Here is a 19,251-nt window from a genome sequence, read left to right as displayed (position 1 = left end):
TGTTCGCGAAGCCGGCGCCCAGCGCTGGCGGCTACTCAGCCTGACGGCGCAGCCATCAGCGCGACATTGCCGCCAAGCAGGCAGCCGACGGCACGGCCGCCAGCGAAGCCGATGCGGACCCGAATCTCGGACAGCCGCCCCATCGCCCTGCCCTGCAGGATTCGAATCTCGTCGTCATCAGGAGCGACCAGGCCGTAGTCGAGCAGGCCGAACGCCAGCGCCGCGGCCGCAATGCCGGTCGCGGCATCCTCACGATAGCCGGAGGAGCGCGGGAATTGCCGCGCCTCGAACAGGCGAGCCTTTCGGTCGATCACGGCGAATGGATAGAGCCCGGTCGATCCGATCCGGCCGCAGACCGCCTCGACTTGCTCGGCCGCGGGATCGAGCGCATTCAGCGCGTCGGGAGAACGCATCGGAACGAGTGTCTTGATCCGCGATGTGACGGCATTGCAGGCCATTCCCGCGCCCATCGCGTCGGGCCCGACCGCGAGCGCCCGCAGCACGTCGTCGCGTTGCGCCGTGGTGAGCGGAACGGTCTTCCCGGCCGGCTGGGTGATCTCGACACGCGGCTCGCCATGACGATCACGGCTGATGAAGCCGGTGACCGGACCGCTGCGCGTCGAGATCCGCATCGTGTCGCCCGGCAACTTTCCATGGCGCGCAAGCAACCAGAGCGCACCGATGGTCGCGTGGCCGCACATTTCCATCTCGTGATTCGGAACGAAGAAGCGGAACGTGGCGTCGAAATCGTCACTCTGCGCCGGCAACACGAAGCCGGATTCGTGACCATGGCGGCGGGCGACGTCCTGCATCTCGGACGCGCTCATGCCGCTTGCATCCACCACGATCGGACAGGGATTGCCGCCCTGCCCATCCACCGTGAACACGCTGACCAGTTCCGCTGTCGCCATGATGTCGCTCGCCTGTCTCGCCGTCCCTACTTGACCAGCGTCGCGCCGGTCTCCGGATGCTGCAGCCAGCCGAGCAGCGCCTCGTGGAAGCGCGCCGGCGCCTGGATTTGCGGCGAATGGCCGAGGTCGGGGAATTCGATCAGCTGCGCATGCGGGATCCGCTTCACGGCCTCCTTGCCCAGCACCGGATAATTGCCGAGCGTCTTGCGGATCTCCGGCGGCGCAGTGTCCTTGCCGATCGCGGTGGTGTCCTTGTCGCCGACAAACAGCAGCGTCGGCGGCTTGATATGCTCGAATTCGTAGAACACCGGCTGGGTCGCGATCATGTCGTAGAGCCGCGCCGAGCTCGACGCCACGGCGGCGCGGCCCTCTCCGCGATACATGCCGGCCAGCATCTGCACCCACGTCTCGTAGGACGCATCCCACGTGTCGGCGTAATAGGTGGCGCGCTCATAGGCGCGGATGCTGTCCGCGGTGACGCGCGTCTCGCGCTGCATCCAGCCGTCGAGGCTGAGCCACGGCACGCCCTTGGCCTTCCAGTCCTCCAGCCCGATCGGATCGACCAGAACCAGATGGTCGGTCGCCTCCGGATACATCAGCGCATAGCGCATCGCCAGCATGCCGCCGGTCGAATGGCCGACCATGATCGAATGCGCGATCCCGAGCGAGGCGAGCAGCGCGCGGCTGTTGCCGGCGAGCTGCTGAAAGGTGAACTGATAGCGCTCCGGCTTGCTGGACTTGCAGAATCCGATCTGGTCGATCGCGATCACGCGATAGCCGGCGCCGCTGAGTGCCTTGATGGTGCCGTCCCAGGTCGCGGCACAAAAATTCTTGCCGTGCAGCAGCACCGCGGTCTGGCCGTTCGGCGTCGCCGGCTTGACGTCGAGATAGGCCATGTCGAGCTCCTGCCCCTGCGAGCTGAAGCGATAATGCTCCACCGGATAGGGATAGTCGAAGCCCTGCAGCTCTGGTCCATAGGCCGGCTCGGCGGCCGATTGCGCCAATGCGCTGGACGAACTGAGCGCGACGGTCGCGGCGACGGCGATGTGAAACAGGGTTTTCAGGTGCATCTCGGCAAATCCAGAACTCAGGGGCGATCTCGTGATGCCGTAGCCGAACGCGTGGGCGCCATCCAGCGCCCAGCGATGATTTGTTCGTGATCTCCGCGCAAAATTACGCCGGATCGAACGCGCGGATCGGCGGCAGATTGCCGTTGAAGCGCTCGACCTCGACGCTGGTGAGCTGGCCGGTGCAGCCCTGCGCGAAGGATGACGTGCCGACGTCCCGCGTCAGCACGTTCGGATTGCCGTGCACGCAGAGCGGCGCATCCTCCTCGGGGTCCATCGGATCGTACCAGGCGCCGGTCGGCAGCTGCACCACGCCGGGCGCGATGCCGTCGGTGACGTGCACCGCGGCGAGGCAGGCTCCGCGCGCATTGAAGATGCGGATGATGTCGCCGTCGGCGATGCCGCGCGGCTTGGCGTCGCGCGGATTCATGCGCGCGACCTCGCGGCCGCGATGCTTGGCGTCGAGCGAATGGCCGCCGAAATCGAGCTGGCTGTGCAGCCGCGTCACCGGCTGGTTGGCGACCAGGAAGCACGGCGCGCCCGGCGTCGGCGTGTCGGTCTTCTCGAGCCAGACCGGATGGCCCGGACAATCCGCATCGCCGTGGCTAGCGATCTTCTGCGAAAAGATCTCGATGCGGCCGCTCGGCGTCGGCAGCGGGCGCGCGAGGGGGTCCTCGCGAAAACGGCGCAGCGAGCCGCCGTCGTCGAGATGCTGCGGCACCACCTGGCTGCCGCGCTCCCAGAATTCGTCGAAGCTCGGCGCTTCGAGCCCGCGCGCGGCGAGCGCCTTGCGGGTCGGCTCATAGAGATGTTCCAGCCATTGCCGCGAGGTGCGTCCCTCGGTGAAGGGCTCGCGGGCCCCTAACCGCTCGGCGAGGTCGGCGAAGATCTCGTAGTCGTCGCGCGCAAGGCCGAACGGTTCGGCGATCCGGTGCATCGCGACCATCAAGGGATCATTGCTGGAATAGCCGATGTCCTCGCGCTCCAGCGTCATGGTCGAGGGCAGCACGATGTCGGCGTGGCGGGCGGTCGCGGTCCAGGCCAGCTCATGCACCACCAGCGTGTCGAGCCGCGCAAACGCCTTGCGCAGGCGGTTGAGGTCCTGGTGATGGTGGAACGGATTGCCGCCGGCCCAATAGACGAGGCGGATATCCGGATAGGTCCGCGTCTCGCCATTGTAGCGATAGCTGGTGCCGGGATTGAGCAGCATGTCGGCGATGCGCGCCACCGGAATGAAGTCGGCGACGCCGTTGCGGCCCTGCCCGAGCGTCGGTCCGGGCACGGCGTTGACGCGGCGGCCGTAATAGCCGATCGCGCCGAGCGAATAGGCGTAGCCGCCACCGGGCAGGCCGATCTGGCCGAGCGCCGCCGCCAGCACCATGCCCATCCACACCGGCTGCTCGCCATGCTCGGCGCGCTGCAACGAATGCGACACGGTGATCAGCGCTCTGCGGCCGGCAAGCCGGCGCGCGAGCGTCTTGATGGTGCCGGCATCGATGCCGCAGATCGCCGCCGCCCATCCGGCGCTCTTGGGCTGACCGTCGCTCTCGCCGGTCAGATAGCGCAAAAACACTGGCCAGCCCTCGGTGTAGCGATCGAGGAAGGCCTGATCGTGCAGGCCCTCGCTGACGAGCGTATGGACGATGCCGAGCATCAGCGCGGTGTCGGTGCCGGGCGTGGCCGTCAGCCATTCGGCGCCGGCCTCGACGGGGAGATCGTCGCGCAGCGGGCTGACCAGGACGAACTGGCAGCCGCGCCGCTGCGCGGCCGCCATCGCGCCGCGCTCGACATGCTTGCTGATCGAGCCGCCGGCCACCATCGAGTTCTTCAGCGCCATGCCGCCGAACGCCAGCACGACGTCGGTTTCGGCCGCGATCTGCTCCCAGGTGACGTTGCGCTTGGTGATGTCCTCGTAGCCGGTCAGAATCTGCGGCAGCAGCACCGATGACGCGCCCGAGGAATAGGTGTTCACCGAACGCACATAGCCGCCCATCGCGATGTTGAGGAAGCGGTGCACCTGGCTCTGCGCGTGATGGAAGCGGCCCGCACTGGACCAGCCGTAGGAGCCGCCGAACACCGCGCCGGGGCCGATCGTGTCACGGATCCGCGTCAGCTCGCCGCCGAGCAGATCGATCGCCTGCTCCCAGCTCACCGAGACGAAGTCGTCGCGGCCGCGGCGATCGTCCGGGCCGGGCCCGCGCTCGAGCCAGCCGCGGCGGATCGCGGGCTGCGCGATGCGCGCCTGGTGGCGCAGCGCGCCGGGGAAATTGTTGATGATGCGGTTCGGATCGGGATCGGCGGCATAGGGCCTGACTTCGAGACCCGCCTTGCCGAGCCGCGCCGAGAACACGCCCCAATGCGAGGTGTGCGGCTTGAAACCGTCGGACAAATCGAGGCCGGGATCGGGGCGGCCAATGGTCTCGCTCATCGATGCTCCTTCATCCCAGGCCGGTTCATCCGAGGCCGGCACCTCGCCGCGCCGTCGCAACGTTCCGGCCAGTATAATGATCCAATCGGCGCGCGGTACCCGCTAACACGGATCGCACCGTGCCTTGCCGGCATGACTGCGGCTGACGGCGGCGGAACTCCCGCCGGGGCCACGCCGCCAAAATATCGAAAACAACCCCATGCAAAGGGCGCCGGGCGGCCGCCGGCGCCCGACAACGCCACTTGACGCGTCGGGCAAATCAGGGATACATTTCCAATATTCCGAAATCGTGCAAGTGCCCCGTCGCCCGCAACAGCGGGCGCGACGTATGCACGTGAGACCGAAACCCCTCCCCACAATCGACATCGCACCGGCTGCCGCAGCGAGCGATCGTCTGCGCGCTTGCCGCGCGCATTCCAGGGACTACCCGACATGGACACCGCTCCCGACATCGCGACGGCAACGGCGATCGCCGCAACCGCCCAGACCCAGGCTGCCACTCCTCCGCGGATCAAATTCTCCTCGCACGGCTTCTGCATCGACCATCCTGATCCGGAGTTCGGCGCACAGTTGATGGCGAACGCGCTGGGGGTCGCCGATCGCGACGCGATGGACGGCATCCTGCGGCAACTGGTCAAGGCCAGCGTGAGCGGCGGCAAGCCCTGCGAGGTCAACCTCGCCTTCATGATCTCGATGGTGAGAAGCATTCGTCCACGGGATTCCGTCGAGGCCATGCTGGTGGCGCAGATGGTGTCGGTTCATGTGATGGCAATGCGATGCGCCCATCACCTCGCGCATGCCAAGGACCTCGCCCAGCACGACAGCGCCGCGCGCGCATTGGGCCGGCTCGCCCGCACCTTTCCCGCCCAGATCGAGGCGCTGAACCGCCACCGCAGCCATGGCGAGCCCGCCATCACCGTGCAGAACGTCAAGGTCGAGGACGGCGGCAACGCCATCGTCGGCACCGTCACGCAGCATGCGAGCGTGATCGTGTCCGAGAACAGCCCGGCATCCGCGGCGCGGGCACTGAGGCCCGCGGGCGCGAGGCGACGGCGGAATTCCACCGATGCGGCGCGGGACCCACAGGCATGAGCGGCCACATCCAAACGACCGGCCCGATGCTGGCCAGCCGGCGTTGCGGCGCCAGGACCCGCTGCGGCGGTTCTTGCCGCGCGCCGGCGGTGCGCGGCAAGACGCGCTGCCGCATGCACGGCGGCGCAAGGGGATCCGGCGCGCCACGGGCGAACCGGAATGCGCGCAAGCACGGCCGGTTCACGGGGGACGCGATCGCCGAGCGAAGGCAGATCCGGGTGTTGTTGGGGGAGGTGCGGAGGATGCTGGAGGGGATGAAGTGATTGCGTTTCGCAAATGGCCGCGCGCAGAAACGACCAATGGGCCGCCGGGCGCGAAATCCCGCCGGCCCATTCCCGCTAAAGCATGATCCGGAAAAGTGCGAAGCGGTTTTCCCTCGCGACAAACGCGGGACGCGTTTGCGCGGAGATCATGCTCAAACAAAGAGCTAAAGCGCGATGACGATTCAACCTAATCTCATCGCGCTTTAATGGATCATGAGGGCTGCGGCGATGCCGAACGCCGTGAGCGTTGCAACGGCCAAACTCATCAGGGTTATCGCTACAGGCCTCGGCATACGTTTAAACCCGCTGACGCAGTAAAAGCTTGCCGGTTGCCGGACATCGCCGCGTTCCGCGAAGACAACGCACCCCGTAGCGGCCCCGCGAGCAAATATCCGGATTCCCGGCGGTCAGTGCACGAAAGCCAGCATCAGCGCAAAGGTGACCAGCGCGTAAGTGCTGGTGACGGTGATGCCCAAATACAGACGCTCCATTGCGGCCTCCTGCCCTCAAGGCGCCGCCCCCGCGCCATCAACTTAGCGCCCGCTCCGGCGCCGAGCAGCTGGAATTCCGGGTCATGGTAAATCTACGGGACCGTCCATCCGGGCTAGCCCCTGTAAGCTGCCGGCGCCGACCCCGTGGGCTCTTTGCGTCCGACTGAGGAAGTACCCCTCTCTTTCCAATTGCCGGCCCGTTGGGCTTATCACCGTGCAGAACGTGAAGCTGGAGGACGCCAGCTGCGAGATCGTCGGCAACGTCACGGCCAAGCCTCGTTTATTCGTCTGGTTGGAAGCCCTCCGGCATTCGAGGAGGACCGTCATCATTCGGCTGATTGCAGGCCGGACAGGGCGCACCGGCGCCTCCGCAAGCGCAGGCGTGCGGACCGGTCCAGGGCTGGTCCTGATGATTCTCGCACACCCATCTTGTGTCGTCGCAAAAGATGCAGCGAGGCTTGCTCATAGATCTTCTCGCACCCCACGAAAGAACGGATGCCGCACCTTGCCCTCGGCGGATTTGGCGCGGTACTCGATTTCGGCCAGCACCTTCGGCTCGACCCAGATCGCCTTGTGTGCAATGCGCTTGGTGTAGGGCTGCGTCTTGCGGATCAGCGGCGTCAGGCGTTTGCGGAGATCGGCGGCCGAGGCCTTGTCGAAGCCGTGGTCGACCTTGCCGGCGTAGATCAGCTCGTTGCCCTTGCGCCGGCCGACGTAAATTCCGTCCCATTCGTTGTCGTCCAGTGCAAAGCCGGCGATGGTCAACGTCTCGCGCTGGGCGCAGGTTTTCTTGACCCAGTCGCGGCTCCGGGTGCCGGTCGGATAGGCGCTATCCGCCACCTTCGACACCACGCCTTCATAGCCGAGCCTACAGGCATGCGCGAACATCTTGGGGCCGTCCACCTCGAAGCTTTCGCTGAACTGGACCTCGGTGCCAGCGACGAGCTTCTTCAGCAGCGCTTTGCGCTCCTTCAGCGGCAGCTTCCGGAGATCGCGGCCATTGAGATAGAGCAGGTCGAAGGCCACCATCACGATCCTGGTCGACTTACCGCGCAGCTCGTTCTGCAGCACGGAGAAGTCGGTCGTGCCGTCTGGTGAGGGAACGACGATCTCGCCGTCGATGATGGCTGATGATGCGGAAATGTGCCAGGCGTCTTGGACCACCTTCTTGAAGCGCCTGGTCCAGTCGTTGCCGCGCCGGGTGTAGATCTTCACGTCTTCATTAGCGATGTGAGTCTGAACCCGGTAGCCGTCGAACTTGATCTCGTGAATCCAGCGTGTGCCGCTCGGCACCTTCTCGATCGGCGATGCCAGGGCCGGCGCGATGAAGCCGGGAAAGAGCGCCTTGGTCCCGATCGCCTCGGGCTTCCTACGCTGAAACGCCACAACGCAACTCCACAAACAATAAGCTGATTCAAACTGGCGCAATCGCAATCGTTCCGACGCGGGTCCGCAAATGGAACGGTCGATCATAAACCGAGTTGGCCCTCATCGACAGGGAGGCCGGAATGGCAAAGAAAGCGAAGAAGCAGACCGCGCGCGGTCGCAAGCAGGACCGAGCGCGCGTCGCCGGCGGGCAGGATTACGAAGTGCGCTATGAGGCGAAGAAGACCGGCAAGTCGGCCGCATCGGTGAAGAAGGCCGTCAAGAAGGTCGGCACCAGCCGCAAGCGAGTTGAGCGCCGGCTCGGGTCGGCGATGAAAAGGTCGTTAGGAACGGCACCTTCGAAGCGACGTTAGCAATGTGCTGCTCGCGGCAGAGCGGCATCATGGATGAAAGTGCCCCGGCTCTTGCCCCCGAAGACCGGGGCACATTCTCGATCAGTTTGAGCGGCCCCGGCTGGCACCTCGCTGGGGCCACCGAATCGGCCTCAGAATGTCCCCTCGCTGGGGCCGTTTCGCTTCGGGGAACAAGCAGCAGTCCACGACGTTAAAATCGCCACGATGGAGTGGGACTACTACCGAGGCCTCAGCACTCACCCCGGGGTGCTGGGGCCATCTTTTTTTCAGAAGGTCGTTTCGCGAGCGCTCTTTTGTCGCGGTGGCCGTCAGCCGCAAGCGCGTCGATCGTCGGCCTAGTTCCGGTGCCAGGAAGGCTCGGAGTTAGGGCCTGGTCGGCAGCAATCAACCGGTACTCATTCGATCCCGAAATCGCGCTCGTTCGGAAGCGGAATCGGCTCATGGTGACTTCGTCCCAGAAACGTGTCGGGCTTGGGCAACCCCAGCGCAGCGTTGGCTCGGGCGAGGAGATCGTCCGCTGACCTGCGCAGCCGTTGGAGTTCAATCTGCAAATTCGTTGGGCGGTAAACAAGCATTGCCGGCTCCGAATAACTGGACTGCTCGTACAGGATTGAGCGTAGGCCTGAATATTTCTCGGAGCAAGGGCTTAGATGACCGGCCTCGCCGCTCGGCTCGGATCTAATGGGTCGTGGGCGCGGATATAGTCCCAATGATTTGCATGTCTTCTTTCCGCACGGTTACGCGGCGTCCTGTCTCGGCAGCGATCTTTCGGGCGGCTCGCATCGCGGAATCCTCGTCCGTCAGTTCGAGCAGGATGATGCTGCCTGTTCCCGAGAACGCGTCAGGGTTCAAGAGTTCGATGATGAACAATGGTCCCCCCTCCGGACGATCATTTTCACCGCGCGTTTATAGCGGCCTTGACGCACCGCAATTGCGCAGGATCATCCGATCTCGCACGAATCTGGTTCGTCAGCGCGTGCGCTATGATCTCGGCTTGTTCCTTGGTCAGCTTCTCGGCAAAGGGGCCATTTTTCTTTATCTGTGCCGGTCCTTTGAGTTCGCTGTCGTAGACCATCCAGCCAATGCTTCCTTGCCGAACGAGGAAACGGCCTCGCATCGGGCGTCCAATAAATTCCATTGCAACCATCTACCTGTGAAACGCAAGTTCACCGATTAGCTTGCAGGATGGTGTGCTCCGCATTGAACTATGTGAATCGTTGCGATCAACTTTGGACAAGCACCGCTCGCGCTTTCCGCAGCGAACTGAAAACGGCCCCAACCAGGGGGCCGCCAACCCGAGCGATACGGGTTTTCTTCAGGCAGTCGGGGGGCACCTTGGCTGACCAGAAGCGCCAATTAGACGCTCTTGTCCTCTCGATGGTTCCTTGCCTACTGCGCATATTTTGGGAGAAACTGGCGGTCGCACAGGAGCGTGCTAGCAATAGCTCCGTCGGGTCGCGCCCCGGCAATATCGGACGACTGGGCCTCAGCAACGGCGTTTCGGCGTGCTGGGGCCTTTTTGCGATTACCTAAAGGGGGCGCCATCGAATTGCTAGGAAGTCGCCATCTCGCCAGACGAGCTGACACGAACTTCGGCTAGCTAAGGGCTTCAAGAGATTAACACATGCAAGTGCCGGAACTTTCGTCGCCAGCATGATCCGGTGAACCTGCCTCCAACAACACAGACCGGAATCAGGTAGCGGCTCAAGCACCGGCCTCCCGGCCCCCAGAGGTGCTGGGGCCGTTTTTACAATTAAGGGGTAATCCAAGGTGCCGTCGGCGTTTGTCGCATTCCCCGGTAATATGCAGTGCGCTCTCGGACATGAGCGCGCGTGGGGACGGCTCTGGCGCGCACGCTAGCCCCGCAAAGCGCCGGAGCCGTCTCACGGCGGCGACGGGTGCTATCCTACATGAGATGGATCACCGGCTCATAGCGGTCCAGATGCGCGGACCGAGGCTGGGGTTAATAACCGGCTCGTGGTGATCGCCAACAGAGCCAGACGGGCCGAGCGCCGTCAGCCAAGCGCGGGCCATAGCGCCCTCGCTGAGGGCATTTTCTTGGGTCAAGAAAAAAGCCCGGCGCGAGCGTGGTCGGCTTCTCTTGGGCGGATGCGAAAATGAAAGAGGCCGCCAACTGAGGCGGCCGTAGCCCCAAATTGGGTCATTCCGCCATTTGGTCGCTCCAGATGCGTTCGCCGCATTTGCATTCCATGAGCCGCACGGTTTTCCCGCCGACAGGATCGAGGAAGGCACGGACGAGTTCGGGGATGTCAGAGCATCTGGGGCACTGCTGCCAGTTCATGGCTTTGTGCGGCGTCGTTCGCTGATCTAGAGTGGGCTGGTTCACTTCAGTTCTCGATGCGCTCTTAGTGGACTCCTTAAGTTACAAAGTGAACAGTTGTTCCTGGGTTGCGCCGCGAATCCTAAAAAGGAATGGAACATCTTGGAGCATGCTGTTCCAGCCAAAGACCTTTGTTTGCCTCGAAAAGCGCTAGCTCTAACCGGAACGACCGAAGGCCGGCCTCGGCGAGATGGCGTCGCCTCTGTTCACGCACCAGGATCGCATATCAATGGCTCGCTGAGCGCGATCCAATAACGCTATCGTCTCTTCGCTGAATGGCTGGCTCATGGCGCAGCTCCTCCTTGCAGGCGGGAGCGCGCTCGGTCTCTCAGCCACCGACGCCTACGGACAAAGCCTTCGCCGGTGATCGCGGGACAATGAGCCAGTGCAGCAAGCCTGGCAAGTTGATTTACTGTCCACCCGCGCCGGTCATCCCTTTCGGGACGACCGACGGCGAGCTTTGGGCCGGGCATCCCGTGCTAAGGGAGATACTGTCCTAATTAGGACACTCGACCGAACAAACGAGAAGGACCGGCAAATCCCGGGAAGACGAGATGACCAGGATGTGCAATTGGTACTGGCATTTCAGGACGAAACAATTCGGAGAACATCCTTGCCAGCTTGGGCCGAAGAGGAAGAGCAGCGCCTGCTACAGATGATCCGCGAGACCGAGCTAACCCAGCGCGAGATCGCCCAGAAACTCGGCCGCACAGAGGCCGCAGTCAGCGCCCGACTGACGATAATGAGGAAGCGTCTCGCGGCGGGGAGCTAGGCTCACTCAACAGCTTCTTCCCGCGAAGAATCTTCACTTAAGATAAGGCCGGAACCTAGATGGGACACGGCTCCTGACACGCCTAAGTAAATGCGAACACCAAGGCCGCGGCGCAAGCTCTCCATATGTTCAGGTTCAGTCACGACGACGGCGTCGAGTACAGCCTCATGGCGTTGGCGGCGATATCGTTCGTAGCGCTCATCGTAGGCGTCGGCGCCCTGTTTATGTGATGAGCCTGCCATCTCATGGATGATCCAACCGTCTTGGCCTCAGCGTGTACCCCCTCGCTGGGGCCATTCTTTGGGGCGCCAGCCTAACGGTGCTATCCCGCCGCCGAAAATCAAACCGGAAGCTCGACACCTCGCCGCTTGAGCAGGTCCTCGATCTCAATGGCCCGCCGGGCTTCGCGCGCTTTTTTCAGCAAATGCTCGCGCTCTGCTCCGGGGGGAAGACCTGCCGCTTTCGCCCTCGATTCCTGAGCAAGCCGGTCAAGCCGAGCGGTGAGCGACATCGTTTGTATCGTCCGTTTGCGCCGTTTCTTTACCATGACAGTTCGCCTGACATTCCAACTAGCGACCGTCAGAACCCCAGCCGCACGGGCTCGCATTGTCCTGGGATAATCTAGGCGCTCGAAATTTTTTTCATCCGTTAGGAACTGACGCGCCGGTGCTTTTTGAGCGAACAGGTCTCAGCTTGAATCTCGCAGCGGGTGGTCAGCCACTTTAAGACCGGGCCAGATTGGCAGGTCGCCTGCCTTCGGGATGCTTGTCGATTGTCCGCTTCGCTGCAGCGATCGCTTCTTGAGTACGTTGGTAGGTCATTGTTCTGATGGTTTGGCCGCCGGCGATCGGCGTGACTTCGACCAAGAACCCACCGCCGGGTTGCTCGATAATCACCAATCGGTGCGCTAGATATTCAAATTCGTCAGTCACGTTAGTGAACTCGTTCTGGATTTCGGAACAAGCGGGTAAGGCCTGGAATGTTCCAATAGTGAGGTGGGACTTTGGGCGCAGCATGCTCTGCGACGGTGTCAGCGCTCTCCCGGCCACCAGGTTGAGGGCGGGTTCATGGCGGAGATCTTAGTCGTCCGCAGTACCACAAGATGGCTGCGCTTGAACGGGTAGCCGGAGCGTCGCGAGCACAGCTTGCAGCGCATATAGCGCTCCAGCTCGTGGATCGGCGTCCACTTCGGCCGCCTCACGTCTCGCAGCCGAGGCATTTCACTTCGAGGTAGCGGAAACCGGCGTTGAGTGCATCGCCGAGCGCGGGCGACGGCTGGGCGGGCCCCTGAAAAGCGAGCATGCGGGCGTTCCATGCCCGGCAGGCCGCACCATCCGCCTCGAGCCGAGCCTCCTTGGCGCGCTCGGCCAGATGCCTGACCGTCGCTCCGAACAAGTACTCCCGAGATTTAGAGCCCATGCTGGTCACAAAAGCCGGATTCTCCTGTCGTTGCAAATTCCCAAGATATGGTCGCGCGGAACCGGTCCTGAGTACAGAAATCAGGCCGGTCAGTCGTTGTACTGGTTGCAGTCCGCGGCAGCGAGTCGATCGTTGTGCAATACGATCTGATCTCCGCCGTGGCAGCGATTTCAAGAAGACTCTGCAGCGGCCGCAACCTCGACTGCGAGCACCGCCGGTAACTGATCCGCCGACGCATCCTGCGCGTTTCAATCCGAGGCCCGCGTCATTTTCAGAAACAAATCTCCGGGCGAAACGAGCGCCCGAGTGTGTCATCACAACGGAATTGTTTGCTCGATAGACGGCACGACCCAGGATAAATTTCATGATTGTGCGGGGACTTGTTTTCGTCATCCTCACGCTTTTCCCGGCAGGCGCAATTGCCAGAAGCTGGTTTCTCAATGGCGTCGGGAGCAGCGGCATTTATCACATCTGGGAGTTCGGCGACGACGGCCTGGTGTCGAGCCTGACGCCGGCGCTGTCGCCGCCCGATGGCGTTCTTCATTTGGCGTGGCCATCCGCGATCGCGCCGGATGCGCATACAAGGCGTCTTTATGCGTCGGCCTATACGACGGGCTGGTTTCAGCTGCGGCTCTGGACGTCGACGAACGAAGGAGCCTGGATTCCGCAGGGAATCGCCTTTCAGTCGGACGCGTCCGAGCCCGGCGGGATCGGCCCGGCGCAGGTGGTGTATGAGCCCGGAGCAGCCGAGCCGTACATGATCTATTACCTCGACCGCGCGGCGAAGCAGATCAAGCTTGCGACCAGCGTTGACGGCATGACGTTCACGCGCCACGGCGCCGTGATCACGCCCTCACTGCCCGAGGAAGCGTCCGGGCTGTCGATCAGCTATGCCTGTCGGCGCGCGAACGGCGAATATGTCATCTTCTATCACGGCTACTACAACAACACGCAGAACGCCGTCGCGCTGGTTGCCACGGCAGATGGCCCGCACGGCCCGTTCACGAAGAAGACCGTCATTGCGCGGCCGGATGGTTTTGCGTCGACGCTTTCCGCCCACCGTCTCAATGCAACCGCCACCGCTGATGTCGCGGTGCCGCTGGGGATTCCCCTGCTGGTCGGTGGCGGCACGGCACGACAGGAGGCCAACGTCGCAATCAAGCAGGATGAGACCACGATCTGGTTCGAGCGGCCATTCGTGTTCGATCACGCTTCGGATCGTCTGGTTTCGGTCTCGCGAAACAAGGTGGAGCTGTCCTACGCCCAGGAGCAGCCGGACGGCAGCTGGCGCGGCGTCTTCTCGCTCTACAATCCAGATCCTGGCGTCGCTTCAGAATATACGACGGAGGGCAGCGCCCGATCCCTGACCGCGCCATGGTCGTATGCGAGAACCGGGTTTCGCTTCAAGCCATGGTATCGCGGCGGGGAAAATTCGACCGAGAACCCGACGCCGCTGCTCAGCAACGACGCGTGTTCGAGCTAGAATGGCAGGCGCATCGTGAACGCCGGCCTTAATGCTCCGGACGATGTCCCGCTTCAGTCGTGACCGTCCACGGTTCGGCTGCGGCCGACGAGACAGCCGCTGGGCTGACCGAGGACCATCCGCTTCAGCCCGACTATTGGTGGAGCTGTTCCTGGAGCTGTTCCTGGAGGCCGTTGCGCAATCGAGGACGATCTGCCAGTTTTCAACCTTTAATCAACGGGCGATCCCTATCGCGGGCACAGGATGCGACATGTCCGCCGGCGTGAGGCCAGGACCCGGACACCGAGCGCGTGAAGACGTCCGATGCCCGAAACAGGTGAATCTCAAAAATCCAGTTCGACCGACTTGCAGCGCGCCTTCGCGCAGGCGGTCGCGCTGCATCAGCGGGGTCAGTTGGCGGCCGCAGAAAAGATCTATGAAGACATGCTCCGACAGCAGCCGGACAACTTCGATGCGCTGCATCTGCTGGGCCTGATTTCCGCGCAGACCGGCCGCAGCGAGCGCGGCGTCGACCTGATCCGGCGCGCGATCAGGCTCAACGGCAACGTCGCGGACGCGCACAGCAACCTCGGCAACGCGCTGCGCGCGTTGCGCCGCTTCGACGAAGCGCTCGCGAGCTTCGATGTGGCGGTCGCGCTCAGGCAAAACCTCGCGCCGGCGCTCTATAATCGCGGAATCACGCTTGCGGACCTCGGGCGCCACGAGGAGGCGCTCGCAAGCTTCAATCGCGTGCTCGCGCTGGTGCCTGACCATGCAGACGCCCATCGAAACAGGGGCACCGCGCTGAGAAAGCTGCAGCGGCCGGAGGAAGCCCTGGCGAGCCTGGACAGGGCGATTGCGCTCAAGCCCAACGATGCCGGCGCACACAACGATCGTGGCAACGTGCTCAACGACCTCAAAAGGTTCGATGATGCGCTCGCGAGCTACGACCGGGCGCCGGGAATCGCCGGCGCGTGCTACAATCGCGGCAACGTGCTGGTCGAACTGGATCGTCTCGAAGAGGCCGTTGCAAGTTACGACAAGGCGATCGCCCTGCGGCCCGACTATGCCGAAGCCTACAACAACCGCGGCTCGGCGCTGTTCAGGCTCAGGCATCACGAGGCGGCGCTCGCCAGCATCGACAAGTCGATCCGGCACAAGGGCGACGATGCGGCTGCTTACGCCAACCGCGGCAAGGTTCTATCCGTTCTGGCGCGCTACCCCGAGGCACTCGCCGCCTATGACAAGGCCGTCGCGCTCAAACCGGACCAGGCCGACATCGAAGGCTATCGTCTGCACGCCAAATCCCACATTTGCGACTGGGCCGGCTTTGACGCCGAGTGCGACCGACTTGTCGAGTTGATCAGGACCCGGAACGCGACGACGCCGCCATTTCTGTTTTGTAGCGTTCCTTCATCGACCGCCGACCAGCTGCTGTGCGCCACGCGATGGACCGCGAAGAATCATCCGCCGTCCGCAAGCCAGCGCTGGCGGGGCGAGCGCTACCATCACGATCGAATTCGCGTCGGCTATTTCTCGTCGGATTTCTGCAACCACGCGACATCGCTCTTGATGGCAGGGATGTTCGAGTGCCACGACCGGTCGAAATTCGAGACGGTGGCAATCTCATGGTCGCCCAACGACCCCTCGGAGATGCGTCAACGGCTGGAGGCGTCGTTCGATCGATTTGTCGAGGTCCGGGACATCAACGACGATGAGGTCGCCGACCTGATCAGACAATTGGAAATCGACATCCTGGTCGATCTGAAAGGCTTTACCGGGGGATCCCGCACCAGAGTCCTCGGCCGCCGGCCCGCCCCCATCCAGGTCAATTATCTGGGCTATCCGGGAACGCTCGGTGCCCCGTTCATCGACTACATCATCGCCGACCGTACCGTGATCCCGGACCGCCATCGCGAATTCTACAGCGAAAAGGTGGTCGCCCTGCCCGACAGCTATCAGGCCAACGACGACAAACGCGTCATTGCCGATCGCGCGTTCACGCGCGGCGACGTCGGGCTGGCGCCGACCGGCTTCGTGTTCTGCTGCTTCAACAACAACTACAAGATCACGCCTGACATGTTCGATCGGTGGATGAGGATTCTCGGCCGCGTCGAGGGCAGCATGTTGTGGCTCCTCGAAGCCAACGCCGACTCTGCCGCAAATTTGCGAAAGGAGGCGGTCGCGCGTGGCGTCGCTGCGGAGCGCCTCGTGTTCGCACCGCGTATGTCGTCACCCGACCATCTCGCACGCCATCGCCTCGCCGGCCTGTTCCTCGACAGCACGCCCTACAACGCCCACACCACCGCCAGCGATGCGCTATGGGCCGGCCTGCCGGTGCTGACCATTCTCGGCGACACGTTTGCCAGCCGGGTCGCGGCGAGCTTGCTCCATGCGGTCGGCCTGCCCGAGCTCATTGCGGAATCTCCGGAGGCTTATGAGCGCATGGCGGTCGATCTTGCGACCGATCCTTCGAGGCTCGCGGCGCTCAGAACCAGGCTGGCGGCCAACCGGCTGACGGCGCCGTTGTTCGATACCAAACGTTTCACCCGGCATATCGAGGCCGCCTACACCACGATGTATGCGCGTCACCGGGCGGGCATTGCGCCGGACCATATCGTCGTCCCGGCGTGATCGTTGCTGCCTGACGGCAGTTGCTCGTCAGCGGAGCGCTGAGAGCGAAGTCAATCCCTTGACGTCCGGCCGGTCGAGACAATAGATGACGAACATCATATAACGACCCGACGCCCGGGCAGGTTCGAATCCCGGCCATGCCGGTTCGCACCAGGGCGCGACAGGAGAGCCATGCGTCGAATTGTTGTGACGGGCCTGGGGACGGTGTCGCCGCTGGGCTGTGGCACCGAACTGGTGTGGTCGAGGCTGCTGGCGGGGCATTCCGGGCTAACGGCATTGCCGGAATGGGCGGCGGCGCTGCCGGCGCGCGTCGCAGGACAGGTTCCTGACAAGGCCGGGGATGCCGAGGGCGGCTTCGATCCTGACCTGGCGGCCCCGCGCAAGGACCAGAAGAAGATGGACCGGTTCATCCTGTTCGCGCTGCTCGCAGCGGCTGAAGCCGTGGCGCAGGCCGGCTGGATGCCGGCCGAGGCGCTTGCGCAGCAGCGCACCGCCACCGTGATCGCATCCGGGATCGGCGGGTTTCCCGCGATCGCGGACGCCGTGCGCACGGCGGAGAAGAGCGGCCTGCGCCGGCTGTCGCCGTTCACCATTCCCTCCTTCCTGGCCAATCTCGCGGCCGGGCAGATCAGCATCCGCTACGGCTACAAGGGTCCGATCGGCGCGCCGGTGACCGCGTGCGCCGCGAGCGTTCAGGCGATCGGCGACGGCGCGCGCCTGATCAGATCGGGCGAAGCCGACGTTGCGATCTGCGGCGGCGCGGAGGCCTGCATCGATCCCGTGAGCCTCGGCGGCTTTGCGGCGGCGCGGGCGCTGTCGACATCCTTCAACGACACGCCCGCCCGGGCGTCGCGGCCGTTCGACCGCGACCGCGACGGCTTCGTGATGGGCGAAGGCGCGGGCGTCCTCGTCATCGAGGAGCTCGAACACGCGCTTCGGCGCGGCGCGAAACCGATCGCCGAGCTCATCGGCTACGGCACGACGGCGGACGCCTATCACATCACCGCTGGTCCCGAAGACGGCGACGGCGCCCGGCGCGCGATGGAGGCGGCGCTGCAGCAGGCCGGCTTGCGGCCCGACCAGATCCAGCATCTCAACGCGCATTCGACATCGACGCCGGTCGGCGATCTCTCCGAGCTGGGAGGCGATCAAGCGCGTGTTCGGGCGCGCGGGAGGAATTGCCGTCAGCGCCACCAAGTCGGCGACCGGACATCTGCTCGGCGCCGCCGGCGGCATCGAGGCGATCTTCACCATCCTGGCGCTGCGCGACCAGGTCGCGCCGCCCACGCTCAATCTGGAGAACGCCGATTCCGCAGCTCAGGGCATTGACCTCGTCGCGAACGTTGCGCGGCGGATGGCCATCGAACACGCGATCTCGAACGGTTTTGGATTTGGCGGCGTCAACGCCAGCCTGGTGTTTCGACGGTGGTCTTAAGGCGGTCGGGCGTTGCGCTCAGCGCACTCCAATCCGTTCCCCGTCCTGCTTGCGGACGTAGAGATGACGTTCCAGCACGGATTGCATGTTCTCGAACATCGAATAGAGATCGTCGCAATAAACCGACGGATTGTCGAAACCGTTCTTCGTGGAGAAGCGGTGCGGAAGGTAGCCTCCGCCGCAGGCGTTCATGAACTTGCATTGCCGGCACTTCTCGCAAAGATTGACTGAAGCATCGCGTGCGGCTTTCCAGCGCGGCTCGGTCCTGACGTCGTCGATCGCGTGATCGAAGATGTTGAACCGCGTGTTGGTGAAACCGTCACCCGCAATGCGCAATACGTCGTGGGCCTCCACCGTGCCGTCGGTCATGACCGTGCAAAGCTCGACCGGCTTGTGGCCCACACCTTCGGTCGGCGCGTTGTTGCCGATCAAGGCCGCGACCATGTCGGAAATGATGCGGACATTTGATGTCGGCGTCGTGCGATTGGCTTCCAGCCACAAGTCGAAAAGGCCGTTATAGAACGGGGCAATGGACGACGGCTTCTCGTCCACCGTCGCGTCGGGAATCATGATGTCGTAGTTGGCGATGCCGCACGCCGCGAAAAAATCCGCGTACTCCTGCGGCGCGTAGGCCGGGTTGCACACCGCGAGCGCGATCACGCCGATGTCGCGCGATACCAGCATGCGGGCGGCGCGTTCCACGGCGGCATGGGTGCCGGTCCCCTGAAACGTCTTGCGGTGAGCGTCGTGAATATGTGCCGGCCCATCGATGCTGATCGCCACCGAAATATTGCGGGCCTCGAAGCAGTCGAGCCATTCATCGTCAATCAGGATGCCGTTGGTCGTCACCGCGATCGGGATCTCGCAGCCGGTCCGGGATGAAATGCCCTCGCAGCCCTCCGCAAAACGGTGAAAATTATCGACACCCCAAAGCAGCGGCTCACCGCCGTGCAGGATCACGGGAAAGTCGACGAGGGAGTATCTGGCGACGTGCTGTTCGAGGCGCAGCAACAGCTGTTGCAGCACCTCGGCACTCATCAGCTTGGGCTTGTCATAGACGGCCGCATCGCGAAACCAGTAGCAATAGGAGCAATCGATGTTGCACCTCGCCGCTACCTTGACCAGCAACTGCGTGATCGGCTGCTCCTGGAACGCGACGGAATTTGAAGCGTCAACCGACATGCGGATTACCGGCAA

Annotated in this window: 17 protein-coding genes and 2 pseudogenes; 7 read left to right on the top strand and 12 right to left on the bottom strand. The window is 63.6% G+C overall.

Features of this window, described 5'->3' with window-relative positions; all coding sequences use genetic code 11:
• Positions 1 to 35: 35 nt before the first annotated feature.
• From ACVMIH_RS34775 to ACVMIH_RS34765, 3 genes are all read right to left on the bottom strand, one after another.
• Positions 36 to 911 (bottom strand): PhzF family phenazine biosynthesis protein, encoded by an 876-nt coding sequence (locus ACVMIH_RS34775; RefSeq protein WP_456864828.1) that lies wholly within the window; start codon positions 909 to 911, stop codon positions 36 to 38.
• Between the two features lie 26 nt (positions 912 to 937).
• Positions 938 to 1,981 (bottom strand): alpha/beta fold hydrolase, encoded by a 1,044-nt coding sequence (locus tag ACVMIH_RS34770; protein ID WP_456864826.1) that lies wholly within the window; start codon positions 1,979 to 1,981, stop codon positions 938 to 940.
• Positions 1,982 to 2,084: 103 nt separating this feature from the next.
• Positions 2,085 to 4,406 carry a molybdopterin guanine dinucleotide-containing S/N-oxide reductase gene (locus tag ACVMIH_RS34765; protein WP_456864824.1) on the bottom strand — a complete coding sequence of 774 codons (2,322 nt, stop codon included), beginning with the start codon at positions 4,404 to 4,406 and terminating at the stop codon, positions 2,085 to 2,087.
• Positions 4,407 to 4,838: 432 nt separating this feature from the next.
• Between ACVMIH_RS34765 and ACVMIH_RS34760 the strand changes: the two genes are divergently transcribed.
• Both ACVMIH_RS34760 and ACVMIH_RS34755 read left to right on the top strand, forming a co-directional pair.
• Entirely contained in the window at positions 4,839 to 5,498 is a 660-nt protein-coding gene (locus tag ACVMIH_RS34760) for a hypothetical protein (RefSeq protein ID WP_456855458.1), read from the top strand.
• Entirely contained in the window at positions 5,495 to 5,761 is a 267-nt protein-coding gene (locus tag ACVMIH_RS34755; RefSeq protein WP_253638847.1) for an HGGxSTG domain-containing protein, read from the top strand. The genes ACVMIH_RS34760 and ACVMIH_RS34755 overlap by 4 nt, the downstream gene beginning before the upstream one ends.
• A gap of 953 nt (positions 5,762 to 6,714) precedes the next feature.
• Here ACVMIH_RS34755 and ligD read toward each other — a convergent pair.
• Positions 6,715 to 7,638, bottom strand: coding sequence for a non-homologous end-joining DNA ligase (gene ligD / locus ACVMIH_RS34750; protein ID WP_057019192.1), 924 nt, complete (start codon positions 7,636 to 7,638; stop codon positions 6,715 to 6,717).
• Between the two features lie 122 nt (positions 7,639 to 7,760).
• On the opposite strand from ligD, the gene ACVMIH_RS34745 reads away from it, so the two are divergent.
• Complete coding sequence (locus tag ACVMIH_RS34745) at positions 7,761 to 7,991, top strand: DUF3606 domain-containing protein (RefSeq protein WP_092090290.1); 231 nt, start codon at positions 7,761 to 7,763, stop codon at positions 7,989 to 7,991.
• A gap of 395 nt (positions 7,992 to 8,386) precedes the next feature.
• Here the strand turns inward: ACVMIH_RS34745 and ACVMIH_RS34740 are convergent, their stop codons facing one another.
• From ACVMIH_RS34740 to ACVMIH_RS34730, 3 genes are all read right to left on the bottom strand, one after another.
• Positions 8,387 to 8,566: a hypothetical protein gene (locus ACVMIH_RS34740; RefSeq protein ID WP_456864822.1), complete on the bottom strand. Its 180-nt coding sequence runs from the start codon at positions 8,564 to 8,566 to the stop codon at positions 8,387 to 8,389.
• Between the two features lie 103 nt (positions 8,567 to 8,669).
• Positions 8,670 to 8,861, bottom strand: coding sequence for a hypothetical protein (locus ACVMIH_RS34735; protein WP_057019190.1), 192 nt, complete (start codon positions 8,859 to 8,861; stop codon positions 8,670 to 8,672).
• 25 nt (positions 8,862 to 8,886) lie between these two features.
• Positions 8,887 to 9,129, bottom strand: a complete 243-nt coding sequence (locus ACVMIH_RS34730) for a hypothetical protein (protein ID WP_456864820.1) — start codon at positions 9,127 to 9,129, stop codon at positions 8,887 to 8,889.
• Between the two features lie 1,774 nt (positions 9,130 to 10,903).
• On the opposite strand from ACVMIH_RS34730, the gene ACVMIH_RS34725 reads away from it, so the two are divergent.
• Positions 10,904 to 11,104, top strand: coding sequence for a sigma factor-like helix-turn-helix DNA-binding protein (locus ACVMIH_RS34725; RefSeq protein WP_456864818.1), 201 nt, complete (start codon positions 10,904 to 10,906; stop codon positions 11,102 to 11,104).
• Between the two features lie 2 nt (positions 11,105 to 11,106).
• On the opposite strand, the gene ACVMIH_RS34720 is transcribed toward ACVMIH_RS34725, so the two are convergent.
• The 4 genes and pseudogenes from ACVMIH_RS34720 to ACVMIH_RS34705 form a co-directional block, all read right to left on the bottom strand.
• Positions 11,107 to 11,346, bottom strand: a complete 240-nt coding sequence (locus ACVMIH_RS34720) for a hypothetical protein (protein ID WP_456864816.1) — start codon at positions 11,344 to 11,346, stop codon at positions 11,107 to 11,109.
• Positions 11,347 to 11,444: 98 nt separating this feature from the next.
• Entirely contained in the window at positions 11,445 to 11,651 is a 207-nt protein-coding gene (locus ACVMIH_RS34715) for a hypothetical protein (protein WP_229189147.1), read from the bottom strand.
• 175 nt (positions 11,652 to 11,826) lie between these two features.
• Positions 11,827 to 12,036 carry a hypothetical protein gene (locus tag ACVMIH_RS34710; protein ID WP_141340037.1) on the bottom strand — a complete coding sequence of 70 codons (210 nt, stop codon included), beginning with the start codon at positions 12,034 to 12,036 and terminating at the stop codon, positions 11,827 to 11,829.
• Between the two features lie 98 nt (positions 12,037 to 12,134).
• Positions 12,135 to 12,523 (bottom strand): annotated as a pseudogene (locus tag ACVMIH_RS34705) (hypothetical protein).
• Between the two features lie 364 nt (positions 12,524 to 12,887).
• Between ACVMIH_RS34705 and ACVMIH_RS34700 the strand changes: the two are divergent.
• From ACVMIH_RS34700 to fabF, 3 genes and pseudogenes are all read left to right on the top strand, one after another.
• Positions 12,888 to 14,006, top strand: coding sequence for a hypothetical protein (locus tag ACVMIH_RS34700; protein WP_456864814.1), 1,119 nt, complete (start codon positions 12,888 to 12,890; stop codon positions 14,004 to 14,006).
• Between the two features lie 303 nt (positions 14,007 to 14,309).
• Positions 14,310 to 16,619 carry a tetratricopeptide repeat protein gene (locus ACVMIH_RS34695; RefSeq protein ID WP_456864813.1) on the top strand — a complete coding sequence of 770 codons (2,310 nt, stop codon included), beginning with the start codon at positions 14,310 to 14,312 and terminating at the stop codon, positions 16,617 to 16,619.
• 171 nt (positions 16,620 to 16,790) lie between these two features.
• Positions 16,791 to 18,054: pseudogene (gene fabF / locus ACVMIH_RS34690) on the top strand (beta-ketoacyl-ACP synthase II).
• An 18-nt stretch (positions 18,055 to 18,072) separates the two neighbouring features.
• Here fabF and ACVMIH_RS34685 read toward each other — a convergent pair.
• Positions 18,073 to 19,236 carry a radical SAM protein gene (locus ACVMIH_RS34685; protein ID WP_076830437.1) on the bottom strand — a complete coding sequence of 388 codons (1,164 nt, stop codon included), beginning with the start codon at positions 19,234 to 19,236 and terminating at the stop codon, positions 18,073 to 18,075.
• Positions 19,237 to 19,251 lie beyond the last annotated feature (15 nt).

Source organism: Bradyrhizobium sp. USDA 4503 (genome assembly GCF_054055815.1).
Note: the sequence above shows the minus strand (reverse complement) of the source record. Positions and strands in the feature narration are given on the sequence as shown.

What these genes read in the sequence shown, in the direction of transcription:
- ACVMIH_RS34745 (WP_092090290.1), top strand. Translation starts at nt 7,761, where the DNA reads ATGGCAAAGAAAGCGAAGAAGCAGACCGCGCGCGGTCGCAAGCAGGAC.
- ACVMIH_RS34720 (WP_456864816.1), bottom strand. Translation starts at nt 11,346, where the DNA reads ATGGCAGGCTCATCACATAAACAGGGCGCCGACGCCTACGATGAGCGC.
- ACVMIH_RS34770 (WP_456864826.1), bottom strand. Translation starts at nt 1,981, where the DNA reads ATGCACCTGAAAACCCTGTTTCACATCGCCGTCGCCGCGACCGTCGCG.
- ACVMIH_RS34755 (WP_253638847.1), top strand. Translation starts at nt 5,495, where the DNA reads ATGAGCGGCCACATCCAAACGACCGGCCCGATGCTGGCCAGCCGGCGT.
- ACVMIH_RS34775 (WP_456864828.1), bottom strand. Translation starts at nt 911, where the DNA reads ATGGCGACAGCGGAACTGGTCAGCGTGTTCACGGTGGATGGGCAGGGC.
- ACVMIH_RS34685 (WP_076830437.1), bottom strand. Translation starts at nt 19,236, where the DNA reads ATGTCGGTTGACGCTTCAAATTCCGTCGCGTTCCAGGAGCAGCCGATC.
- ACVMIH_RS34700 (WP_456864814.1), top strand. Translation starts at nt 12,888, where the DNA reads ATGATTGTGCGGGGACTTGTTTTCGTCATCCTCACGCTTTTCCCGGCA.
- ACVMIH_RS34695 (WP_456864813.1), top strand. Translation starts at nt 14,310, where the DNA reads ATGCCCGAAACAGGTGAATCTCAAAAATCCAGTTCGACCGACTTGCAG.
- ACVMIH_RS34740 (WP_456864822.1), bottom strand. Translation starts at nt 8,566, where the DNA reads ATGCTTGTTTACCGCCCAACGAATTTGCAGATTGAACTCCAACGGCTG.
- ACVMIH_RS34765 (WP_456864824.1), bottom strand. Translation starts at nt 4,406, where the DNA reads ATGAGCGAGACCATTGGCCGCCCCGATCCCGGCCTCGATTTGTCCGAC.
- ACVMIH_RS34715 (WP_229189147.1), bottom strand. Translation starts at nt 11,651, where the DNA reads ATGGTAAAGAAACGGCGCAAACGGACGATACAAACGATGTCGCTCACC.
- ACVMIH_RS34760 (WP_456855458.1), top strand. Translation starts at nt 4,839, where the DNA reads ATGGACACCGCTCCCGACATCGCGACGGCAACGGCGATCGCCGCAACC.
- ACVMIH_RS34730 (WP_456864820.1), bottom strand. Translation starts at nt 9,129, where the DNA reads ATGGAATTTATTGGACGCCCGATGCGAGGCCGTTTCCTCGTTCGGCAA.